Annotated in this window: 20 protein-coding genes and 4 tRNA genes; 5 read left to right on the top strand and 19 right to left on the bottom strand. The window is 59.8% G+C overall.

The annotated features are described in order from the left end of the window. Positions 1-131 precede the first annotated feature (131 nt). The 8 genes from GBEM_RS00565 to serS all read right to left on the bottom strand — a co-directional run bounded on the left by GBEM_RS00565 (position 132) and on the right by serS (position 5,252). A complete protein-coding gene (locus tag GBEM_RS00565) occupies positions 132-2,177 on the bottom strand; it encodes a TonB-dependent receptor plug domain-containing protein (RefSeq protein ID WP_012528550.1) in 2,046 nt (681 codons plus the stop codon). Between the two features lie 365 nt (positions 2,178-2,542). Next, positions 2,543-2,893 (bottom strand): hypothetical protein, encoded by a 351-nt coding sequence (locus GBEM_RS00560; RefSeq protein ID WP_012528549.1) that lies wholly within the window; start codon positions 2,891-2,893, stop codon positions 2,543-2,545. A 98-nt stretch (positions 2,894-2,991) separates the two neighbouring features. After that, positions 2,992-3,068: transfer RNA gene (locus GBEM_RS00555), tRNA-Arg, on the bottom strand. Between the two features lie 46 nt (positions 3,069-3,114). Continuing rightward, positions 3,115-3,191 (bottom strand) — tRNA-Arg (locus GBEM_RS00550). An 8-nt stretch (positions 3,192-3,199) separates the two neighbouring features. Continuing rightward, positions 3,200-3,679, bottom strand: coding sequence for a DUF2155 domain-containing protein (locus tag GBEM_RS00545; RefSeq protein WP_012528548.1), 480 nt, complete (start codon positions 3,677-3,679; stop codon positions 3,200-3,202). A gap of 52 nt (positions 3,680-3,731) precedes the next feature. Then, positions 3,732-3,824, bottom strand: a tRNA-Ser gene (locus tag GBEM_RS00540). Positions 3,825-3,892: 68 nt separating this feature from the next. Beyond that, positions 3,893-3,978, bottom strand: a tRNA-Ser gene (locus GBEM_RS00535). A 5-nt stretch (positions 3,979-3,983) separates the two neighbouring features. Beyond that, complete coding sequence (gene serS / locus GBEM_RS00530; RefSeq protein WP_012528547.1) at positions 3,984-5,252, bottom strand: serine--tRNA ligase; 1,269 nt, start codon at positions 5,250-5,252, stop codon at positions 3,984-3,986. A gap of 119 nt (positions 5,253-5,371) precedes the next feature. Here serS and thpR point away from each other — a divergent pair, with 119 nt between their 5' ends. Further along, positions 5,372-5,926, top strand: a complete 555-nt coding sequence (thpR, locus tag GBEM_RS00525) for an RNA 2',3'-cyclic phosphodiesterase (protein WP_012528546.1) — start codon at positions 5,372-5,374, stop codon at positions 5,924-5,926. 255 nt (positions 5,927-6,181) lie between these two features. On the opposite strand, the gene GBEM_RS00520 is transcribed toward thpR, so the two are convergent. From GBEM_RS00520 to GBEM_RS00500, 5 genes are all read right to left on the bottom strand, one after another. Further along, a complete protein-coding gene (locus GBEM_RS00520) occupies positions 6,182-7,000 on the bottom strand; it encodes a flagellin N-terminal helical domain-containing protein (protein ID WP_012528545.1) in 819 nt (272 codons plus the stop codon). Between the two features lie 504 nt (positions 7,001-7,504). After that, positions 7,505-7,939 (bottom strand): FKBP-type peptidyl-prolyl cis-trans isomerase, encoded by a 435-nt coding sequence (locus tag GBEM_RS00515; protein ID WP_012528544.1) that lies wholly within the window; start codon positions 7,937-7,939, stop codon positions 7,505-7,507. A 108-nt stretch (positions 7,940-8,047) separates the two neighbouring features. After that, positions 8,048-8,773: a DUF1847 domain-containing protein gene (locus GBEM_RS00510; RefSeq protein WP_012528543.1), complete on the bottom strand. Its 726-nt coding sequence runs from the start codon at positions 8,771-8,773 to the stop codon at positions 8,048-8,050. A 13-nt stretch (positions 8,774-8,786) separates the two neighbouring features. Beyond that, positions 8,787-9,089, bottom strand: a complete 303-nt coding sequence (locus tag GBEM_RS00505; protein WP_012528542.1) for a DUF2288 domain-containing protein — start codon at positions 9,087-9,089, stop codon at positions 8,787-8,789. A gap of 11 nt (positions 9,090-9,100) precedes the next feature. Further along, a complete protein-coding gene (locus GBEM_RS00500; protein ID WP_012528541.1) occupies positions 9,101-9,748 on the bottom strand; it encodes a YceH family protein in 648 nt (215 codons plus the stop codon). Positions 9,749-10,030: 282 nt separating this feature from the next. Between GBEM_RS00500 and GBEM_RS00495 the strand changes: the two genes are divergently transcribed. Then, positions 10,031-10,510: a hypothetical protein gene (locus GBEM_RS00495; RefSeq protein ID WP_012528540.1), complete on the top strand. Its 480-nt coding sequence runs from the start codon at positions 10,031-10,033 to the stop codon at positions 10,508-10,510. 14 nt (positions 10,511-10,524) lie between these two features. Here the strand turns inward: GBEM_RS00495 and GBEM_RS00490 are convergent, their stop codons facing one another. Then, positions 10,525-10,740: a MerR family transcriptional regulator gene (locus tag GBEM_RS00490; protein ID WP_012528539.1), complete on the bottom strand. Its 216-nt coding sequence runs from the start codon at positions 10,738-10,740 to the stop codon at positions 10,525-10,527. 156 nt (positions 10,741-10,896) lie between these two features. Here GBEM_RS00490 and GBEM_RS00485 point away from each other — a divergent pair, with 156 nt between their 5' ends. Both GBEM_RS00485 and GBEM_RS00480 read left to right on the top strand, forming a co-directional pair. Beyond that, positions 10,897-11,388 carry an FKBP-type peptidyl-prolyl cis-trans isomerase gene (locus GBEM_RS00485; protein ID WP_012528538.1) on the top strand — a complete coding sequence of 164 codons (492 nt, stop codon included), beginning with the start codon at positions 10,897-10,899 and terminating at the stop codon, positions 11,386-11,388. Positions 11,389-11,468: 80 nt separating this feature from the next. After that, positions 11,469-12,494 (top strand): tRNA dihydrouridine synthase, encoded by a 1,026-nt coding sequence (locus GBEM_RS00480; protein ID WP_012528537.1) that lies wholly within the window; start codon positions 11,469-11,471, stop codon positions 12,492-12,494. A gap of 41 nt (positions 12,495-12,535) precedes the next feature. On the opposite strand, the gene GBEM_RS00475 is transcribed toward GBEM_RS00480, so the two are convergent. Next, the gene (locus tag GBEM_RS00475) at positions 12,536-13,783 is read right to left on the bottom strand and encodes an MFS transporter (RefSeq protein WP_012528536.1); all 1,248 of its coding nucleotides are present in this window, start codon (positions 13,781-13,783) and stop codon (positions 12,536-12,538) included. 233 nt (positions 13,784-14,016) lie between these two features. Here GBEM_RS00475 and GBEM_RS00470 point away from each other — a divergent pair, with 233 nt between their 5' ends. Continuing rightward, positions 14,017-15,054, top strand: a complete 1,038-nt coding sequence (locus tag GBEM_RS00470) for a GMP reductase (protein WP_012528535.1) — start codon at positions 14,017-14,019, stop codon at positions 15,052-15,054. 102 nt (positions 15,055-15,156) lie between these two features. Here GBEM_RS00470 and GBEM_RS00465 read toward each other — a convergent pair whose 3' ends face one another. The 4 genes from GBEM_RS00465 to GBEM_RS00455 all read right to left on the bottom strand — a co-directional run bounded on the left by GBEM_RS00465 (position 15,157) and on the right by GBEM_RS00455 (position 19,852). Continuing rightward, complete coding sequence (locus GBEM_RS00465; protein WP_012528534.1) at positions 15,157-17,007, bottom strand: cytochrome c3 family protein; 1,851 nt, start codon at positions 17,005-17,007, stop codon at positions 15,157-15,159. A gap of 436 nt (positions 17,008-17,443) precedes the next feature. Continuing rightward, entirely contained in the window at positions 17,444-17,608 is a 165-nt protein-coding gene (locus GBEM_RS21640) for a hypothetical protein (RefSeq protein ID WP_226373907.1), read from the bottom strand. Between the two features lie 214 nt (positions 17,609-17,822). Then, positions 17,823-19,295, bottom strand: coding sequence for a B12-binding domain-containing radical SAM protein (locus tag GBEM_RS00460; RefSeq protein ID WP_226373906.1), 1,473 nt, complete (start codon positions 19,293-19,295; stop codon positions 17,823-17,825). Beyond that, positions 19,292-19,852, bottom strand: coding sequence for an MXAN_5187 C-terminal domain-containing protein (locus GBEM_RS00455; RefSeq protein ID WP_012528532.1), 561 nt, complete (start codon positions 19,850-19,852; stop codon positions 19,292-19,294). Before GBEM_RS00455 ends, GBEM_RS00460 begins: the two co-directional genes overlap by 4 nt. Between the last annotated feature and the right edge of the window lie 81 nt (positions 19,853-19,933).

Genomic DNA, 19,933 nt, shown 5'->3' with positions numbered 1-19,933 from the left:
GGTATTCCTGGGCTCCCTCGGCCCTCGGCTCAAAGGCGTGCAGGAAAAGAAGAGCCAGCAGTATCGGCAGACAGCGTAGTCCGGCTGCAGCCGGTATGGGACAGTGGCGTCGAATCAGGGCTCTCCTCCTTTCAGAAACCGTAGGTGGCCTGGACCCTGAAGGTCCGGCCGTCCTGCGCAATCAGGCTCTGCCTGTGGTCGGTCGTGGCCGGGTCCTGGTAGCGCCGGTCCAGGAAGTTGTAGACGGATAAAGAGAGGTCCAGCGACGGGAGTATCCCGGTGGAGAACAGGGTGGCGTTGGCGATCAGGTATCCCGGCGCCGCGGTCTGCACGCCGTTATGGGAGAAGTCGCGGCGGGCCGTCCCCTGCAGTTCCACCCCAGCGAAAAGCTTCTTGCGGTAAAGCGGCGCGGTCAGGTTCAGCTTGGCCAGTTGACGCGGCGAGTAGTCCAGCCGCTGGTCCTGCCCCTCGTCGCGGGCCGAGACGAAGCTGTAGCTGGTCCTCGCCGCGAAGCCGCTTGCCCACTGCCCCTCTACCTCGAACTCCCCTCCCACCGCCTTCACCCGGCCGGCGTTGCCGAAGGATACCTCTCCTGAAGGAAGGTTCTGGTAACTGATCAGGTTCTCTATCTTGTTCTGGAACAGGCTCAGGCTGGTTCTAAGCACCTCGCCCAGGTACTGCTCGTAGATCAGCTCCCTGGTCCTGACCGTCTCGGGCGCCAGGCGCGGATTGGCGACGTTGGTGTCGAAGACGTCGTTGTAGTAGAGCTCGTAGGCGTTGGGGGCGCGAAACGCCTTTCCCTCGATGTACTTGAAGACGGTCCCTTCGACCGGCGTGTAGATGACCGCCAGGCGCGGGCTGGTCGCGCCGCCGAAGGTCTGGTAGTGGTCGTGGCGGACCCCGACGTTGACGATCAGGTGCTCGAAAAGGCGCAGCTCCCCCTGCCCGAACAGGGCCAAGAAGAGGTCGCTGTGGTCGTTCTCCACTCTGCGCCCCTGTGGCACTGCGTCGTAGTTGGGAAGCTTTAGGAAGCTGTCCCGGAAGCTGGCGCCGGCGGTAAGCTGCAGGCGCGGCAGGACCTGGCGGCTCGCCTGGGCCTCCCCCCCCCACCAGCGCGCCAGATGATCGTCCCGGTTCAGGTAGGTGGGCGGGTAGAAACCGGGGTCGTCCAGGCCTTTTTCGTAGGCGAAATTCCCCTGGTAGCGGTACTCGTCGTAGAAGAGCCTGGCGGTGACGCCGGTCCCCCCTTCCAACGCCTTGTCGTACTTGAGGTCGAGGTAGCTGCGCCGGTCGACGGAATGGGTCCGTGGGTCGTTGAAGATGGTGTTGAACGAAGCGGTGGGGATCCGTTTATCCCGGGAAATCAGCGCCCCGGTCAGGGTGAAGTCGTGCAGGCGCCCGGAAGCGAACAGGGAATAATTCCGGTCCCGGTCCATGTTGCTTGCGATGCCGTTGTTGGTGGCGGGGTCGTTGAACTCGGGGTAGAAGAGCGAGTCGTTGCCGCGGCTTTTGTAGGCCGACCCGGAGGCGACGAACTCTCCGCCGTCGAAACTCTTCCCGTAGGTCAGGCGCCCGGCTCCGGTCCGCTGGCTTCCCCCCGAGGCCGCCGCCTCCCCCCCCTCGATCTGTTTGGCGCTGCGGGTGATGACGTTGATCACCCCGAAGAAGGCGCCCGCACCGTAAAGCGAGGAACTGGGCCCGCGGATGATCTCGATCCTGTCGATGAGCGCCAGATCGAGTATGAACTCGGTTCCGATCGCGGCGGTCTCGTAGATGGCGTCGTTGATCCGGTGCCCGTCGATCAGAAGGAGCACGCGGGTGTTGTAGTCCCCGGGGCGGCTGAAGCCCCGCGTCCCGATGTAGCTGTAGTTGCGGTCATAGCTCGTGAAGAACCCGCGGCTCGACCTGATCACGTCGGCAAGGGTACGCCACCCATAGTGCTTGATCTCGTCGGCGGTGATCACCGAGACCGAGGCAGGAGCCTCCGTTACCGCCTGTTCGAACTTCGAGACCCCGTACACCTGCTCCACCTTGAGGTTGGTCAACTGTTCCAGGTCCATTTCCCCCAGCGCCGGGGCGGCGGCTCCCTCCCCCTCCTGCTGCGCAAAGGCCAGGGGAGCGCCCAGCGTGGTCAGAAGAAAGATCCCCGTAACAAGGCGGGAGATGCAGGTACCCATCAGCGTCCTCCTGGAGAAACCGTTTCATCCGGTCCCCCCGCAGCAAAGTCGACAGACTCAATTTAGCAAGAGGCGATCACTATCTTAGCAACGTGACAATTTGTCAATCGGTGATTCCTACATTTTGGTTCAGATCGCATTAAGCCTTACACACAATCGAGGCGGACGTTTAGTCTGACGCCCCTGTGATTGAGACAGATCACGATGACCTTTTCGGCAACTTCTCTTTGGGAATTAGGGGATTTTGGAAGGATAGATTTTTTCGGCAGGAGTGAATGCCGGCAAATGGGGGGGCGGTCACGGAAAAGGCCACCCTTTTGAGCCGGGTGGCCTTCTGCTTTCCAGGAAACGGAATCGCTTCTGCTTTAGGCGGGGGCGTACTCCGCGGCCCCGATTTCGGTCAGGTAGAGGCGGATGGCGATGGAGAATTTATCTCCCGCCAGGGGAAGCACCTTGTCCAGGATGGCGGTCGCCAGCTTGTTTTCGGCCGAGGTCCTCGGGCCGACGCTGCGGGCCAGGACGATGATCCTCAGGTCAGCGCCGACGTCCCTGACGTTCGCCAGCGAGAACTGCAGCGAGATCTGCTCGGGCTTTAAAATGGCGATCTTGGCGCCGCGCACCTCCAAAAGCTCGGAGATGATGGCCGGGAGTTTTCCTGCCAGGGCGTCGAGCACCTCGTCTGTGACATTGGCCTTGTAGATAACCGACACATTCATTTTACTTTCCTCCTTTGGTCTTCACGGTCCATTGCTGCACCGGTAAAGCATAAAGAAAAAGGGACATACAGCAACCGCTGTAGTCCCTTTCAGGTAAATGGCGCGCCCGGAGCGATTCGAACGCCCGGCCCCAAGATTCGTAGTCTTGTGCTCTATCCAGCTGAGCTACGGGCGCAAACTAAAGATCAGGTAAGGAGTCCTAAGACCCCTTGGTGTATTAATGGCGCGCTCGGAGAGATTCGAACTCCCGACCTACGGATTCGTAGTCCGTTGCTCTATCCAGCTGAGCTACGAGCGCAAACTATGTCAACTGGCCGGCAGGTAATCGACCAATGTGAAACCATAAAGCGGATGCTGAAACGCATGCGTGGTGGGGTAAAGCGAGAAGAGCCAACCCTTGTAAATCTCCTTCGCGTCCTCGCGGATCACGATCTGCGCCGCCGGATTAACCAGCTGGTTGGACTGTGAGGTGAGGGTGGTCCCCTCCATCACGAAATGCGGCAGGAAATTTTCCACTCGAAGCGTCAGGTTCGACCCAGGGATCTTCAATTCGCTTCCCAGTTTGATCGTGTACACCTTCTGCTGATTATGCTGCTTGTCGGAAACGGCTATCTCTACTGCCTTCCATTTCCGTTTGACGTCATCGGGGACTACAACTTCAGTAGGAGGCTTTGCCGGTTGTGGCTTAACCGCTGCCTGCTCTTGCTTCTGCTTCTCGTTGCAGCCAGTTGTGAAACCAATAGCGACTAGAGATGACAAAACCAGCAGTTTCATCAACCGCTTCACCAAGACCTCCGCAACTTCGATGCTACTAGCCTGCTGCCTGCTGCAAAAAAAATGGCGGAGAGCGAGGGATTCGAACCCTCGATACCGGTTTCCCAGTATACACGCTTAGCAGGCGTGCGCCTTCGACCTACTCGGCCAGCTCTCCGTTTCAACATGAACTGCGTTTTTTGCCGCTATGACTGCTATGACTACTTTTACTGACTACAAAAGCGATGGCGGAGGAAGTAGGATTCGAACCCACGGAACTTTCGTTCAACGGTTTTCAAGACCGCCGCCTTCAACCACTCGGCCATTCCTCCAAAGCCTAGCTGATTCTCTCTGCCCCGCCCATGTAAGGCCTGAGCACCTCGGGGATCAGCACCGAGCCGTCTGCCTGCTGGTAGTTTTCCAGCACCGCCACCAGGGTCCTGCCGACGGCGAGGCCGGAGCCGTTCAGCGTGTGCACGAACTCGGGCTTGGCCTTCTCTTCCGGGCGGAACCGAATCCCGGCGCGACGGGCCTGGAAATCTTCGAAGCAGCTGCAGGAGGAAATCTCCCGGTAGCAGTTCTGTCCCGGCAGCCAGACCTCGATATCGAAGGTCTTGGCGGCGGAAAAACCTATGTCGCCGGTGCAAAGCTCCACCACCCGGTAAGGTATCTGCAACCTGCGCAGCACTTCCTCGGCGTGGCCAAGCAGCTTCTGCAATTGCTGGTAGGAATCCTCGGGGGAGGTGAACTTGACCAGTTCCACCTTGTTGAACTGGTGCTGCCTGATCAGCCCACGCGTGTCCTTGCCGTAAGAACCAGCCTCCTTGCGGAAGCAGGGCGTGTAGGCAACATAAGAAATCGGGAGATCGGAACCCTTCAGGATCTCGCCGCGGTGTATGTTGGTTACCGGTACTTCAGCCGTGGGGATGAGAAAAAAATCGACCCCTTCCATATGGAAGAGATCTTCCTCAAACTTGGGCAGCTGCCCGGTCCCGGTCATGCATTCCCTGTTTACCATAAAGGGCGGGAGCATTTCAATATATTTATGCTCGTCAGTATGCAGATCCAGCATGTAATTAATGAGAGCGCGTTCGAGCCTCGCTCCAGCCCCACGGTAGAGGGTGAAGCGTGCTCCGGCGAGCTTGGCGCCGCGCTCGAAGTCGAGGATGCCGAGTCCCTCGCCGATCTCCCAGTGCGGTTTCGGCTCGAAGGAAAGCGTCGGGACCTCGCCCCAAGTCCGCACCACGACGTTGTCCTCTTCGGACTTACCTATCGGGGTGGTCTCATTGGGTACGTTGGGAACGGTGAGCAGGAAGTTCTGCAGTTCCTCTTCGACGCTCCTGAGCGACTCGTCGATCCCCTTGATCTGTTGCGAGACCTCGCGCATCTCGGTCTTGCGCTCCGCCGCCTGGCTCTTGTCCTGCAGTCGCGCGATCTCTTCGGTCACCTTGTTGCGCAGTGCCTTGAGGGTCTCGCTTTGCTGCAGAAGTTCGCGACGACGGCCGTCCAGTTCCTTGAAGAGCGCAATATCAACGCCTTCGCCTCTGGTTTTGAGCCGCGCCTCTACAGTTTCCAGGTTTTCGCGTATGTATCTCGCGTCGAGCATGTGTCAGCGCCTTTACATTCAGATCACCAAAGCTATACTGTCTAACACTCAAATTTCAGTTAGTCAACCGTTTTTTGCACTCCCAGATACTCTTCCTGCATTTCCACGAGGAGGCCACCTTGCCAAGACTCTTCGTTGCCATCGATCTGCCAGAGGAAATCAAAGCCTCTCTCTCACAGCTTTCCTGCGCTGTGACAGGCGCCAGGTGGGTCGCTCCTTCCGAGATCCATCTCACCTTGCGCTTCATAGGAGACGTCGACCCTCAGACAGTTTCCAAGATAGAGAAGGCCTTATCCGCGGTGCAGTTCCCCTCTTTTCCCCTCCGCGTAGCCGGGGTCGGCCACTTCCCTGCGCGCGGCTATCCCCGCGTGCTTTGGGTCGGGCTGGAACCGCACCCCGAGCTCATCGCCCTGCAGCAGCGGATCGAATCCGCGCTGCAACCGGCAGGTGTTTCACCGGAAGACCGCCCTTTTTCCCCGCACATAACGCTCGCCCGCTTGAAAGAGACGCCCCCTGCTGCGGTCGCCGCCTTCGAGTCGTTGCACCGCGGGCTCGCCTACCCCCCTTTCCCCGCAACCGAGTACGTCCTCTACTCCAGCGTCCTCACCCCCAAAGGCGCCATCCACCGCAAGGAAGAGGTCTTCCGTTCAAGCGAAGAAGCGGCTTCACGGTGAAGGCGGGACTGCCGCACGTGCCGCGAACGGCGCAGGGCCAGTGAGATTCCCCGCGAAGACGGCAGGACCGAGCCAGGCCGTTTTGGCCTTGTGAGCTTGAGTTGCACGCCCGCGGGCAACCGGGGTGTCAAAAAATCGTTGAATTCGAAAAAAGTAGGTGGGGAGGTGCTACTGGGGGGAATGGGGTCCTGATCGTCGATTGCTGCTTCAGGGTCGTACCTGGAGGGGGATTCCCCCTCCAGGTAGAGTTGAGGTTTAGAAGAGTTTGAGAACAGACTGCGCTGCCTGCGAGGACATGGAGAGCGAGGTGGTACCCAAGCTCTGACGGGTCTGCAGCATCAGCATGTTGGCGCCTTCCTGGTTCATGTCGGCCAGAGTCAGGTTGTCGGCGCCGGTCTGCAGCGTGTTGATCATCGAGTCGGTGAAGTTCTGGCGCGTGGTGATGATGTTCAGGTTCGCTGCCAGGGTCTGGGTGTTCGACCTCAAGGTCGAGATGGCGGTATCCATCTTCGCTGTGTCGGTGGTGATGTCCGAGGCGGTGGCCCAGGCGCCGCTGTTCGCACCCATGCTCAGACCGGTGGACGTGGCCAGGAACCCGACGACGTTGAGGCTGGAACTGGCGTTCTCGTTGAAGTTGACGGTGAGGGTGTTGTTGGCGCTCAAAAGGTTCAGGCCACGATAGCCGGAGTCGGACGAAATGTTGTCGATCTGGCTGCGAATGGTGTCGTACTGGGTCGCCAGCTTGGACCTGGTGAGGGTGTCGCTGGTGGAAAGTGCCGACTGTGCAATACCTTTCGCTGCGTTGATCAGACCGGTGATCGCCGTGATGCCGGCGTTGGCTGCCGAAACCGTCTGAACCCCTTCGGACATGCCGTCCTTGCGGTCTGCGAGGTCGCTGGCGCGCTGGTTCGCGTTCTGCGCTGCGAAATAGTTGGTCGGGTTGTCAAGCGCGCTGTTGACTTGCTTGCCCGACGACAGCCTCTGCTGCGTTCTGTTCAGAAGCTGGCTGGTGTTCTGCAGGTTAAGAAGGTTGGTCCTCATGCCTGCGGTCAAAGAAATATCACTGGTTGCCATGGTGTTCTCCCCTTTCTGGTTTTTGTTCCGGCTTCTTGCCGGTTTTTTTACTACTGCGGCCGATGGGGAATCCGTTCTACACCTTGCGTGCCCAATTAATTAACAGCGATTTACTTAACAACTAAATCCTGGTTCCACTGCGCCGTCACCATCTTCAAATAGCAACGGCTGTCTCACAATTATCCTGCAATTACAGTAATATAAGCCATATCACAGCCGCGGCCGGATCCACCGAAAAGATCTTTATTTTTTTATTTCACCGCTTACCACCGCTCTAATTATCGCTCCTCATATACAGGTGATGCAGATAAGCAAACGACAAAGAATCGGGATGTTAGGACAAAGCCTCGGAAACAGCGTCAAAATACCGTCACCGATGGAGTAGGCGCATCGCGACCGCGTCAAAAAAACAGAAAACCGCCGCTCCTTTGGGAGCGGCGGTCAAGAGAAGCTTTTGTTGGAGTCATTGCGCCACGGGTAGGAGATGGGGAGGGTGCCCCATGCCTATTCTATGCTGAGCAGTTCAACCTCAAATATGAGAGTGGCATTCGGCGGTATGGCTTGTCCCGCACCGCGACTTCCATAGGCGAGCTCAGGAGGACAGACGAGCTTGGCTTTACCTCCGACCTTCATCATTTGTAGACCTTCAGTCCAACATGGAATAACCGATGACAACGGGAACTTTGTGACCATCTTGCTGTTATAGGAACTATCGAACTCTCGGCCATTTGGGAGGGTGCCCCGATAATCGACCCCCACCACGCTTGATGCCTTAGGCGAAGGACCGCTTCCGTCCTTTATGGACTTGTACACCATTCCTGATGCCGTCTGTATAGCCCCGTTTTCTCTAGCTGCATTAGCGATGACATCATTAGCTGCTGCAGCAAAGGCCGGAGCGGCAATAGCCATCATGACGACAATAAGTCCAAACCTTTTCATGTCTACTCCTGTCTTTAACCGGGTGTGTGATACCTCAACGGGCTACCTCTGCTTTGTCTATGAGCCTACGACCTCTGCTTTGCGGTACCGCAGCCGGCTCTGAATAAATCATTCAACGACCATCGGCCCCTTTTGCAGCCGCTTGTAATAGAAATTCTGACCGTAGAGAACGGCGGCCGGGTTGTGGCCGGTAACCCGGTCCTTCACCACCAAGGTGGTGACCGGTGCTTCGGAGTGCTTGTTGAACAGCATGTCGTGACCCACGCACAGGCCGACGATTATGTTCATGTCGGTTTTGAGGTCGTTGCAGATGCGCGCCTGGGCGATCGGGTTGCAGGCGGGCTCGAAGGTGCCAGGCCGTACCTTGTCGCTTTCGGCCAGCCCGAACTCCTTCTTGTCGAGGCTGCCTGCCTTGCAGCAGACGCTCAGCGGCGTGAAACCCTGCGCCTTGAGAATCGCGGCCAGCCGGTCGCTCTCTTCCAAAAGGCCGATGCAGGTGGCTATGCCGATGCGCTGGTAACCCATCAACTTTGCGAAGGCGATGGTGTCCTCGACACGGGTCCAGCGGGCGTTCACCGCATCGTTGCCTGGTATGGGCTGGTAGCAAAGCCCCTCCACCCGGGCGGCGACGAAGGCCATCTTCGCGTCGTCTCCGGTTCCCTGCATCATCTCCGCGGATTGCGCCACGACCCCGGGAAAGCTTCCCGCCGGGCAGTTGCCGGGACGGGGGGGAGCGGTCCCGGGATCCCCGCTCCAGCAGTTAGTGGTGCCGCTTTTCTGCCAGACGGCGCTGCAGCGTGAACAGGATACCTCCGCTACTTGCTCCTTTTCCATGAAGCCTCCTTTGTCACCCCTTGACGGGGCGCTCTTCCTGAGCCAGCACGTAGGGGGAGACGATCAGGCAGAGAAACGACTTGCCGCTTTCGGCATCCCAGGCCTGTATCTGCTCCGCTGACGGCTTGGAGAGAAGCCCCGACAACAGCCAGCGCTCCACAGTTTTGACCTCGTCGTTCGCCACCGCGGCTCCGACCTCGGCTAGGTCCAGCATGGGATCGACGATGATGACCCCGCCTCTTTCCAGGTGCGCCCTCAGCGACAGCCAGTCCGTGCTGTCGATCTTCGTGGCGAGTTCTTCCTTGATTGCAGACATCTGTTGCTCCTCTACTCGAACGATTTTCTGAATTCCGCGATAGTCTCCCGCAGGGACGCCACTTCCTCGCGCAGCTCGGAGAGCTCCTGCTCCAGCCGGGCTATCTTCTCGCCGTCGGCGCCCGCACCGCGCGCTTCCATTTGCGCCGCAAGCTCCGAGAGGTCCGGCTCGCCGCTGAAGAGCTGGCAGTAGCGCGGCTCCTTGCGCCCGGGCTGCAGCGGCAGCTTTGCCACCAAGGAAGGGGTGCGCTCCGCGAGGTCTGCCAGCACCGACTCCACCTCGGAGAGATCGGAGAACTTGTGCATCCGCTCTCCCCTCCCCCTAAGCTCTCCCACTGTCTGCGGACCCCGCAGCATCAGTTCGCACAGGATGGCCAGTTCCGCCGGGGAGAAGCGGAACTTCTCCACCAGGGCGTGGCGGTATTTGGCGACCCGTCCGCCGCTCCCCGAGACCAGGGCGTACTGCTTGAACCTCAGCGTATCGAGCGCGCGGGTCACCTGGGACTCGTCGAGACTCAAAACCGGATCCCGGTTCGACTTCTGGTTGCAGGCATTCACCAGGGCGTTCAGGGAGAGCGGGTAATATTCGGGGGTGGTAAGGTCTTTCTCGACCAAAGAGCCCAGCACCCGCAGTTCGGTGCCGTCGAGCGTCGCTTCCATAAGTCGTACTCCTTCTGTTTCTGGGAATGATACCGCCTTGCCGGAAGCTTCGGCACCTCCACTATTAAAACACCGCGGCAGGGATGGGCGCAAAGCGTCCTTCTGGCAAGCTCGCTAAAATTACTCGATTCTTAAGCAAGGATCAATGCTAAAAATAGGAAAAGAGGTGTCGTCCCCCGGGGCGGAGGGAGGGAAGACCTTTGTGTTGTATAACAACATTATATTTGTTATGGTAGCGCCATCTCGCCCTGCAGCAGGGGACTACCGATCACAGGAGATTACATGCCCCCTATCATGGACCTGCCGAAAATCAAAAAAACGATCCGGATTTTTGCCGTCGCGCAGTGCGCGCTGATCGCACTGCTCATTTTCATGGCCGTGCTTTTCCAGCAGAGGCTCCAGCTACTCGGGAGAGGGGACCAGTTCATGAGCGGAGTCGTGGCGGCATTCGTGATCCAGCTGCTACTCTTTTATCCGATCTTCCGGTTTGCCGGCAAGGAAGCGGAGCGCGATTTCTCGCTGATCGGAAAGACGCTGAACCAGGAGGAGCTCAAGGCCTTCACCAAGCAGAAGCGGTGGTCGGACGTCATCAAGATGGCCGTTTTCGGATTCTTCTTCATCTTCATCCTGGCGCTGAAACCTGCGACCCCCACCCTGGTTCTGAGCGTGATCTACTACAGCTTCGTCCTCACCATCGTCACCTACCTGCAGTGCTATAACTTCGCCGCCAGGAAGCGGAGCAAGGGAGTCGCGAATCCCTGAAGCGGCGCTTGCCGCTACTTCTTCGATTCAGCCGACTTCGAGCGTACCAGGGCGATGCGCTCCTCGGGGAGCCCCAGCCATTCCAGAAAGCTCTGGTGGCCCGATGGATTCTCCCGTTCGAAAAGCGTGTGCCAGTGCCCCATCTGTTCGTCGTCCAGACCTATGGCCCTGAACCTGGAGGTCCATTCTTCCACGGTCACCTTCTGCTTCTTCTCGTGCTTTTCATCCATGGCGCTTCCTCCTTTTTCCGATATGTTGCCCCCCCTTCCCCAGACCGCAGCAAAAAAGTGACATTGTAAACACAGATTTTACTGGACTACCGGGCACGGTCACACGTACCATCCCCCGATAGCATTCAAATATCCAAAGAGAAGGAAATAAAAGCAATGGCGACTGCAAAACAGGGCGACAAGGTACTTATCAATTACACCGGCAAGTTGGAAGACGGATCCGTATTCGACACCACCATCCAGGAAACCGGCTGCTGCGAAGACGACAACTGCGGCTGCGACGATGACGGCTGCGGCTGCGGGGAGACCGGTCCGCTGGAAATCACCATCGGCAACGAGGACTTCTTCCCGCAGATCGAAGAGGCGCTGGTAGGGATGGCCCCGGGCGAGAAGAAAACCGTGGTGATCCCTGCCGAGGACGCCTTCGGCGAGTACGACGAGGACGAGGTCTTCACCATCAGCCGAGAGCAGCTCACCGGCGAGATCATCCCGGAAGTGGGCATGGAGCTGGAGCTTACCGGCGACGACGACGAGCCGGTAGAGGTTGTCGTGGTCGAGGTCAGCGAAGAAACCATCACCGTCGACGCCAACCACCCGCTGGCTGGCGAGGACATCACCTACGAGATCGAGCTCCTCGAGATCAAGTAGCAAGCAGTTCGCACCATCCCGGGGAGGCGGCCAGCCGCCTCCCCGTTTCACAACAGCTACCGAAGCGAAAGCCCGCACAGATGACCATGGAAAACCCGCGCCACCAAGCCCTCCAGCCGAATTCCGCAACACCTGCGCCAGCACCCTCGAAGCTCCCCTGGCTTCCCGGGGTGAAGCCGCTCATGCTGGCCCCCATGCAGGGGTTGACCAACCGTGCGCTCCGCTCGCTTTTCACCAAGTGGGTGCGTCCGGACGTGGTCTGGACCGAGTTCATGCGGGTGAACCCGGTGTCGGCCAAGAAGCGCCTCATGCCGGGCGACCTGCGCGAGATCAGTGCCAGCGAGGACGGGATTCCCCTAGTGGTGCAGTTGATCGGGCACGGGCGGGAGGCGCTCGTTTCCGCGGCGCAAGCCGCGCAGGACGCGGGGGCGGTGCACCTGAACCTGAACATGGGATGCCCCTACGGCCGCATGACCAGCGGGCTTACCGGCGGCGGTATGCTGAAAAAGCCGGAACTTCTGGAAGAGATCATCCCTGCGCTGCGCGAGGCGATCCACGGCTCCTTCTCCATCAAGCTCCGCGCGGGGTACGAAGACCCGCAGCAGGTGTTCTCGCTTCTCCCTCTCTTCGAGCGGTCCGGTGTGGACTTCCTGGTGCTCCATCCGCGCACCGTGCGCCAGGCCTACAACGGCTGGGCCGATCACGAGGTGACGGCGGAGGTGGTGCGCCAAACCTCCATCCCGGTCATCGCCAACGGAGACATCAGGAGCGCGGCGGGTGGGCAGCGCCTTTTGGAGCAGACCGGCGCCGCCGGCCTCATGCTCGGCAGGGGGGGCATCGGCGAGCCCATGCTCTTCGAGCGTTTGCGCGGGCGCGCTGCAGCCGAACCGGACCTCGCCGAAAGAAAAGCCATGCTCCACCGCTACCTAATCGACCTGCTTCCCCTTTACTGCGCCCTTTTCTGCGGCGACGCCCAGGTCCTGGGGAAGATCAAAGGCGTGGTCTCCAATGTCGAAGACGCAGAACTTGAGCGCGAACTGAAAAAGCTTACAAGATCCAAGACCCTGCAGGCCTTCCGGTCGGCGCTAGAAGAACTCGCCCCTTAGCCCCAGTCCCCAGTCCCCAGCCCCCAGCCCCTGCCTCCCTGCTACTTTTCCCAGTAATCCTTAGCGAAGAAGAACATGGCCGCGGCGAAGGCAAGTGCCCCGATGGGGAGCTGAAACGCCGAGTGATACGCCTGAGCCGTTGCCTCCGGGGTCGTCTTGGCGACCGCGCCGATCACTATCCCCATCCCCTGCTGCACCGATGCGGCCCCCAGCAGCACGAAGAAGTTGAGCGACGTGAGTGCCGTCCCCACTATGGCTACCGGGAACATGGAGCGGACGATGGGATAGATCATCACGCCGCTGGAGACGCAAAGCCCCAGGCCGAAGAACAGGGCGGAAAGCGCCACAGTCGGCATCTTGTCGGCGAGCCCCAGAAAGTTCGTCATGAGGAGCAACAAGAGCAGTTGCCCGACGAGCAGGGTTTTCTTGTAGGAGTGAAAGATCCTGCGCGCCACGTGGTCGATCATGAGGCTTCCCGTGATGAACCCGAGCGAGGTGTACATCAGCATCCTTCCCGTTTCCTCCCGGGAAAGCCTTGCCACTTCCATCAGGTAGGGACCACCCCAAAGCCCCTGCACCGCCAGGTAATTCCCGTACCAGGCGAACGCTACCGCAGCCAAAAGCCAGAAGTCCCCGTTGGAGACGATCTTTTTCCAGGCTTCCAGCATCCCCAGCCGGGCCGGCGCTTCCTCCTCATGCCGCTCGGTAACGGGGGGGCGGTCGCGCACCAGCCCGAAGACAAGCACCGTGACCACCGCCTGCAGCACCCCCGCCGATAGAAACGAGTTGCGCCATCCAACCGCTGCGACCGCCAGGGCCAAAGGCGCCGTCCCCGCCAGGTTCCCCAGGTTTCCCGTCGCGACCATCATCCCGGAGACCTTTCCGAATTCCTGCTTGGTGAACCAGTGGCTGAAGATGGTGAAGGTCGCCATCAACACCGATGCCGTCCCGATCCCGATGAGGACGCGGCCGGCCATGGCCTGCCCCATGTTGGCCGCCTGCGAGAAGAGGATGCCGCCGAGGGCGGTGAGCACCCCCGAGCAGCTGATGACCACCCGGCTCCCGAGCCGGTCGATCATAGGCCCCAGCGGGATCTGGGCCGCGGCATAGACGTAGAAGAGGATGCTGGAAAGTGAGCCTAGCTGAGCGGGGGTGAGGTCCAGGTCGTGGGAGACGTCCTTGGCGACGACCGCGAGCGAGACGCGGTAGAAGTACACCATGATGTAGACCAAGGCCAGGATGAAGAAGATAAACCAGCGCTGCCGGCGCAGCCGCTCCTGTTCGTGCATTGTCATTACCCCCGGCCGGCACTCTAACACACCGTTTTCTCCGCCGCAACAGCCACAGATGCACCTTCCGTGTTGTCTTGCCGTAGAATTCCGATACTCTCTTTACTTGTTGATATAGTGCCGGTTGTAGCTCTTGCAATCATCAATGCCGTTACCGATTGCACCCGATCCAGTGTTTGGGCAAATGATACCGGCATTGTGAGACACACCCGACGGTTCAAAGGAGAAATAAGATGTTCCTGGAAAGCGACATAAAGCTCGGTTTCAGCGATGTCCTCATCAGACCCAAGCGGTCCAATCTCAAGAGCCGTTCGCAGGTGGACCTGCAGCGGCACTTCAAGTTCCTGCATAGCCGGCACGAATGGACCGGGGTGCCGGTCATCGCAGCGAACATGGATACCACCGGCACCTTCGAGGTCGCCGACCGGCTGGCGTCCCACGAGATGCTCACCGCCATCCACAAGCACTACTCCATTGCCGAGTGGGACGCCTACCTCGCCAGCCGCAACGACGACATCTACCCCCGCATCATGGTAAGCACCGGAACCTCCGAGGCCGATTTCGAGAAGGTCTCCGCCATCCTGGGAAAACACCCCAAGCTCGAATTCATCTGCATCGACGTCGCCAACGGCTATGCCGAGAGCTTTGTTGAGTTCGTGGCGAAGATGAGGGAGGCGTACGCGGAGAAGACCATTGTGGCGGGGAACGTGGTCACCGGCGAGATGGTAGAGGAACTGCTCTTGTCCGGCGCCGACATCGTCAAGGTCGGCATAGGTCCGGGCTCGGTCTGCACCACCCGGGTCAAGGCGGGAGTCGGTTACCCGCAACTCTCCGCGGTGATCGAATGCGCCGACGCGGCGCACGGTCTAGGGGGGAGGATCATCTCCGACGGCGGCTGCACCTGCCCCGGCGACGTCGCCAAGGCGTTCGGAGGGGGAGCCGACTTCGTCATGCTAGGGGGGATGTTCGCCGGGCACGACGAATGCGGGGGGCAGCTCCTTGAACGCGGGGGGAGGCAGTTCAAGCTTTTCTACGGCATGAGCTCCACCACAGCCATGGACAAGCACGCAGGCGGCGTCGCCTCCTACCGCGCTTCGGAAGGAAAGACCGTGGAGGTCCCCTACCGCGGCCCCATCGACGAAACGGTGCGCGACGTCCTGGGGGGGGTACGTTCCGCCTGCACCTACGTAGGCGCCTCAGCCCTTAAGGAGCTCACCAAGCGGACCACCTTCATCAGGGTTCAGGAACAGGAGAACAGGATCTTCGGGTAAAGAACAAAGAAACCCCGCTTCCGGAAAAGCGGGGTTGGCGGTTCAAATAAAAAAGGGCCTCCCATTCGGGAGGCCCTTTTTAGTTGTTGCTTCAGCAGCCGCTTAGTGGTGCGGGTGCATGAAGGCGTAGACCATCAGCATCAGCAGCGTGATGCCGATGAACAGCGCGGTGAAGCCGAAGGCCTTCAGGCAGAAGTCGTAGAAGATGCCGGAAGACTTCTTGGCTGCGAACTTCTCGGTGATCCCTTCCTTCTCGTAGCGTGCCCACTGATCGCCACGCTCTTCGACGAACTCGTGCTTGGACATCTGGCCGTTGAAGATGACGAAGTCCATCGGGAACTTCTCCGGACGTCCGTGGGTGTTGAAGAAGTGGACCGAGAAGATGAAGCCGGTCGCCAGGAGCGCCTCGTCCGAGTGGATGATGGTCGCTACGTTGAAGGCCCAACCCGGCAGGAACATGCCGAAGAACTCGGGGAACCAGAGCATGAGGCCGGAGCCGCCGATGGCGAACATACCCCAGAAGACCGCGATGAAGTCGAATTTCTCCCAGTAGGTCCACCTTTCGAAGGCCGGCTTCGGCCCTTTGAAGAAGAACCAGCGGACCATGCCGACGACATCGCTTATGTCGCGCAGGTTCGGGCAGAGGGAGTCAGGTCCGAAGAGCCTCTGCAGCGGGTTGCCTTTGATGTCCTTCCTGATGAAGAGGAAGTGGATGCTCATGGCCAGCGCCATGGAGAAGTAGACGAAGGTGATGCCCGCGCAAACCCTGTGGAATGCAGCTGCGTTGGGCGCCCCGCCGTAGAGGTCCATCAGGAACTTCGCCCATACCTGGTCGCTGAACTTGAGCGGCAGGCCGGTCAGCGACAGGCCGAGGAAGGAGATGATGACCAGAAGGTGCATGAAGACATGGACCCTTTTGAAGCGGCGGTACTGCTTGTGCCCTTCGGGTACGTGGTGCAGGATGACCCCTTCTTCGAGTGCTGCAGCCTTCTCACGGTTCTCGACGAAGCCGCGGATCATCCAGAGCAGGGTGTGAACCCAGAACACGGCGAAGGTGCCTACCAAGAGGCCGGTCATCGCGATGAAGGTGTAGAACAGGATCGGGTACTTCTCACGGTCGTTGTGCTCGCCGTGGGCGTAGAACTTGGTGAACGGCGTCTTCGCCTTGTCGTGGCACTTGGAGCAGGTCTTCACGAGGTTGTTCGGGTTGACCGAGGAGTTCGGATCCTTGGACGGGAGGATGCCGTGCGCGGTGTGGCAGTCAGCGCAGCCGGCAACCTTCTCCGGATAGCCGAGGCGGTAGTTCTTGCCGTGGTAGCTCTCCATGTAGCTCTTGACGGCCACTTCGGAGATATGGTTGCGCTCGACCAGCTTGGCATCGGCATGGCAGCGGAGGCAGACCTTGGTGTGGAATTCGCGGTTGGTGTGCGAGTTCGGGTTGCCCAGCGCCTTGATCTCGTGCAGGTTGTGGCAGTCGTTGCAAGCGGCGGAGTCCTGGTTCCCGGCGATTACACCCTTGCCGTGGACCGAGGTGAGGAAGCCCTTCTCGTCGGAGTGGCACTGCACGCACTTGGCGAGCACCCGGCGCTTGTCCTTGTTCCAGGAGGTGTGGCTGTGCATGTCGGTGTGGCAACCGGCGCACTGGACACCCTTCTCGGCGTGGACGCTGAGAGCATGTTCGGCAGCTTCCTTCTTGTGGCAGCGGACGCACTTGACTTTGCCGACCTTGATCTCGCCCTTCATGTGCTTGGCGAGCTCGACGATCTCAACGTGACAGCTGGTGCAGCCGTTTTTGCCGTGCACCGACACTGCCATCTTCTCTGCGGAGATTTTATCTCCATGGCAGCCGAGGCAGGTAGCCGGGTCGATCGCCAGCCCCTGGGCGGCGAACGCCGGCTGGCTTAGCAGTAGTAGCAGTAGCAGAGGGATGAGGCGTGTGAAGACGTGGACCATTGTAATCTCCTGTATTTAGCAGCGTCTTTAGAACGCTTTAATGTAGTGGGGCGCTCGCAACGGCGGCTAATGTAATACTGTTAGGCCGATAAATCAACTGAAAAAGCTTCAATTAATAAGGAGGATACAACTTTACTGCCAAGGTTCTCTAACAGCGCCTGCTAAAGGGTGTCTTGGAAGACTCGATAAAGAGATGAATCAAATACACTGGAACCTAAAGAGAGTTATCATTCCATCAAACTCAAGGAGAAATAAGGAGTTGTGAGGTGGTTGTTTGAACTTATCAATTAAAGTTTAACGGGATAGTGGGACGTGTCCGGCAATGAGATCACCTGCCGGTGATATGAGAGAAAAAGATAGGTAAGATCGAATCTGTAACTGAAATAATGTTAGTCGACAAACATGAGAAGGCTTTGGAGTCGGGTAGGGGACCGCTTCACCGGCTGAAGGAGGCGACCCCTTCGGTGACCAGGAACTCAAGGAAGGGAAGCGCGTCCGGGAGGGGGAGTCCGAGCTTTTTGCAGATGTCGCCGGCGCCGCGCTTGCCGTCCAAGGAGCGCAGCAGCTCGAAGTATTCAGGTGATATCGACTCGGTGGCCACTTCGCCCTGGGCGGGGTAGATGATGGCGCAGGAGCCGGCAGCCTCGAAGCAGCCGGCGAACTCGCCAAGGTCAAACTCGCCCGCTTCCAGGATGTCGAGGATCTCGTAATTGAAACTCGCGAGCGTGGCGGCCGCGGAGAGAACGAGAGGCGTCTGCAGCAGCTCGGAGTTGCGCGGCTTGCGGGCAGGCGTGACCGGCGCCGCGAGCAGCGCCTCAGCATAGTAGTGGTGGTAGTCGGCGAGGTCCAGCGCCAGGGGGAGCAGGCGCGCCTTCTTCTTCTGCTGGAAAAGAGCGGTCAGGAACTGCCGCTGCAGCCCCCAGATCTCCCCTTCCGCGATCTCCTTTTCCCCTTTCTCCCCCCCGTTCGCCCAGAAGATGCGCGAAGCCGGCCAGGAAGGCGCTCGGGGAGAGCTTCAGCGAGCAGGCGACCGCGTTGAACCAGGCCACCGCCTTGCCGCGGCTGTAGAAGACATCGCAGGCCGCCGCCAGAGCGGACGCCTCTTTCAGCTCCTTGGCGGAAAAGGTCGGGGTGGAGAGGACCGTATAGGGGGGGACCTTCAGGTGCTCCAGTCCCAGCGCATCCGCCTTGCCGTTGAGCCGGGTGCCGGGAAGCACGGCGAGCGGGAAGATGTCCAGGTGGTTCGGGTAGAGCGAGAGGGCGAAATCGAGCGAGGAGCGGAAGAGCTTCAGGCTGTCGCCGGGAAGGCCGTAGATGAGGTCGAAGCCGAAGATGGCGCCGGTGCGATTTAAAAGGGAAGCGCGCATGACGAAGTCGTCGCGGTCAAAGCCGCGCCCCACCCCACGTAAGACCGCCGGATCCGCGCTTTGCAGGCCGATCTGCAGGGAGCAGGTGATGGAGGCGAAGAGCTCGGCCATCTCCGCGTCGATGAACTCGCTGCGCACCTCGAAGTGGAAGTGCACCCCGGGCGCCAGCTTCCTGATCAGGCGCAGGATCTCCTTGGCCCGTTGCGGCACCTTGTTGAAGGTCGAGTCCAGCACGAACACCTGGGGGACCTGAAGGCGCGCGAACAGTCGCAGCTCCGCCTCGATCCGCTTGAGCGCGAAGCGCCGCACCCCGCCGTTTCCCTTGTGGTCGTAGCAGAAGGCGCAGGCGAAGTCGCAGCCGCGGGAGAGCTGCCAGAGGGCGCCGCCGGGGACGGTGGGGTCGAGCTGTCCGGAAAGGTAAGGAGAAGGGATCTGTTCCAGGTCGAGCGGGGCAGGGAGCGCTCCTGGCGCCTCACCCGGCAGGACCACGCCCGGCACCCCTTGCGGCATCGCTCCCTGAGCCAGGAGCTTTACCGCCTGCAGGAAAGACCCCTCCCCCTCGCCGCGCACCAGGAAGTCGAAGAGGCCGGTCTCCAGAAGGCCCGCCGGGTTCGCCGTGGGTTCCGCACCCCCGGCGCAGATCACCACCCCCGGGACCCGGGACCGGAGCTCGCGCGCCGTCTCGATGGCGCTCTCGCGGCTCCAGACGTAGACCGAGAAGGCGACCAACTGAGGCTTTGCTTGGGCGATGCTTTCGGCGCAGCGCGCCGGGTCGTCGCCCTGGAAAAATTCCAGGACCTCGGCCTCTACCTTCCCGCGCAAAGATGCATCGGCAAGAAGTGCCTCCTTGAGAAAGGCGCAGGCAAGCGGCACCGCCTGCGGCGAGCGCTCCGGATGTATGGCTATGAGCGTAATGTTCATGAATTTTTCGGGCGGGCCTTCAGGGAGGGTTTCCCCCCTTCGATGACGACGACGAAGTCGACGTCCTTGCAGCGGTACTTTTCCATCAGGGCGGGTTTCTGGCGGCTGATCGCCTCGGCGACTTTTTCACGGGTGACGTTCTCCACCGGCAGGTTGCAGGCCCGGCGGGCGTCGATGTACTGCTGGTACACGTTTTCCAGCTGGGAGTCGTTGGTACTCTTCGTGGTGGGGGCTGCGACGGTCGGTTCTTTGGGGGTGTCCTTTTGGTGCAGCGACATCCGGAAGCGGTCCCGCTGGAACTTCCCCTCCTCGATGAGGCGGTTGGTGCGGGTCCACTTCTGCTTGTGCACGCTCAGCGTGGATACCAGCGACTCGTACTTGAATCTCTGGCTCGTGTTGGGAATGCTCACGTTCTGGTACCGCCTCACTGCGCGCTCGACTGTATCAAGGAGTCTCAGCGGTTCCCTCTTCTCAATGCCGAAGAAGTACTGCTCGTACTTGATGATGAGCTCGCGCAGATCGACTTCCAAACGCGCTATATCATCTTGAATCCCCATGAAACCTCCAAAACCGACTATAACGATAAGTTACAATCGTGTAAATGAGAAAAAGCGGGGGTTGTAGCTACTGTCAGCCAG

The sequence above is a fragment of the Citrifermentans bemidjiense Bem genome, assembly GCF_000020725.1.
In the GTDB taxonomy this organism is placed as follows: domain Bacteria; phylum Desulfobacterota; class Desulfuromonadia; order Geobacterales; family Geobacteraceae; genus Geomonas; species Geomonas bemidjiensis.
Note: the sequence above shows the minus strand (reverse complement) of the source record. Positions and strands in the feature narration are given on the sequence as shown.

Excerpts from the sequence above, each read along its gene's own strand:
- GBEM_RS00465 (WP_012528534.1), bottom strand. The coding sequence starts at position 17,007 with ATGGTCCACGTCTTCACACGCCTCATCCCTCTGCTACTGCTACTACTG.
- GBEM_RS00565 (WP_012528550.1), bottom strand. The coding sequence starts at position 2,177 with ATGGGTACCTGCATCTCCCGCCTTGTTACGGGGATCTTTCTTCTGACC.
- GBEM_RS00560 (WP_012528549.1), bottom strand. The coding sequence starts at position 2,893 with ATGAATGTGTCGGTTATCTACAAGGCCAATGTCACAGACGAGGTGCTC.
- GBEM_RS00500 (WP_012528541.1), bottom strand. The coding sequence starts at position 9,748 with ATGGAAGCGACGCTCGACGGCACCGAACTGCGGGTGCTGGGCTCTTTG.
- GBEM_RS00485 (WP_012528538.1), top strand. The coding sequence starts at position 10,897 with ATGGCGACTGCAAAACAGGGCGACAAGGTACTTATCAATTACACCGGC.
- GBEM_RS00460 (WP_226373906.1), bottom strand. The coding sequence starts at position 19,295 with ATGAACATTACGCTCATAGCCATACATCCGGAGCGCTCGCCGCAGGCG.
- GBEM_RS00520 (WP_012528545.1), bottom strand. The coding sequence starts at position 7,000 with ATGGCAACCAGTGATATTTCTTTGACCGCAGGCATGAGGACCAACCTT.
- GBEM_RS00480 (WP_012528537.1), top strand. The coding sequence starts at position 11,469 with ATGACCATGGAAAACCCGCGCCACCAAGCCCTCCAGCCGAATTCCGCA.
- GBEM_RS00510 (WP_012528543.1), bottom strand. The coding sequence starts at position 8,773 with ATGGAAAAGGAGCAAGTAGCGGAGGTATCCTGTTCACGCTGCAGCGCC.
- GBEM_RS00515 (WP_012528544.1), bottom strand. The coding sequence starts at position 7,939 with ATGAAAAGGTTTGGACTTATTGTCGTCATGATGGCTATTGCCGCTCCG.
- GBEM_RS00505 (WP_012528542.1), bottom strand. The coding sequence starts at position 9,089 with ATGTCTGCAATCAAGGAAGAACTCGCCACGAAGATCGACAGCACGGAC.
- GBEM_RS00470 (WP_012528535.1), top strand. The coding sequence starts at position 14,017 with ATGTTCCTGGAAAGCGACATAAAGCTCGGTTTCAGCGATGTCCTCATC.
- serS (WP_012528547.1), bottom strand. The coding sequence starts at position 5,252 with ATGCTCGACGCGAGATACATACGCGAAAACCTGGAAACTGTAGAGGCG.
- GBEM_RS00495 (WP_012528540.1), top strand. The coding sequence starts at position 10,031 with ATGCCCCCTATCATGGACCTGCCGAAAATCAAAAAAACGATCCGGATT.
- GBEM_RS00455 (WP_012528532.1), bottom strand. The coding sequence starts at position 19,852 with ATGGGGATTCAAGATGATATAGCGCGTTTGGAAGTCGATCTGCGCGAG.
- GBEM_RS00475 (WP_012528536.1), bottom strand. The coding sequence starts at position 13,783 with ATGCACGAACAGGAGCGGCTGCGCCGGCAGCGCTGGTTTATCTTCTTC.
- GBEM_RS00490 (WP_012528539.1), bottom strand. The coding sequence starts at position 10,740 with ATGGATGAAAAGCACGAGAAGAAGCAGAAGGTGACCGTGGAAGAATGG.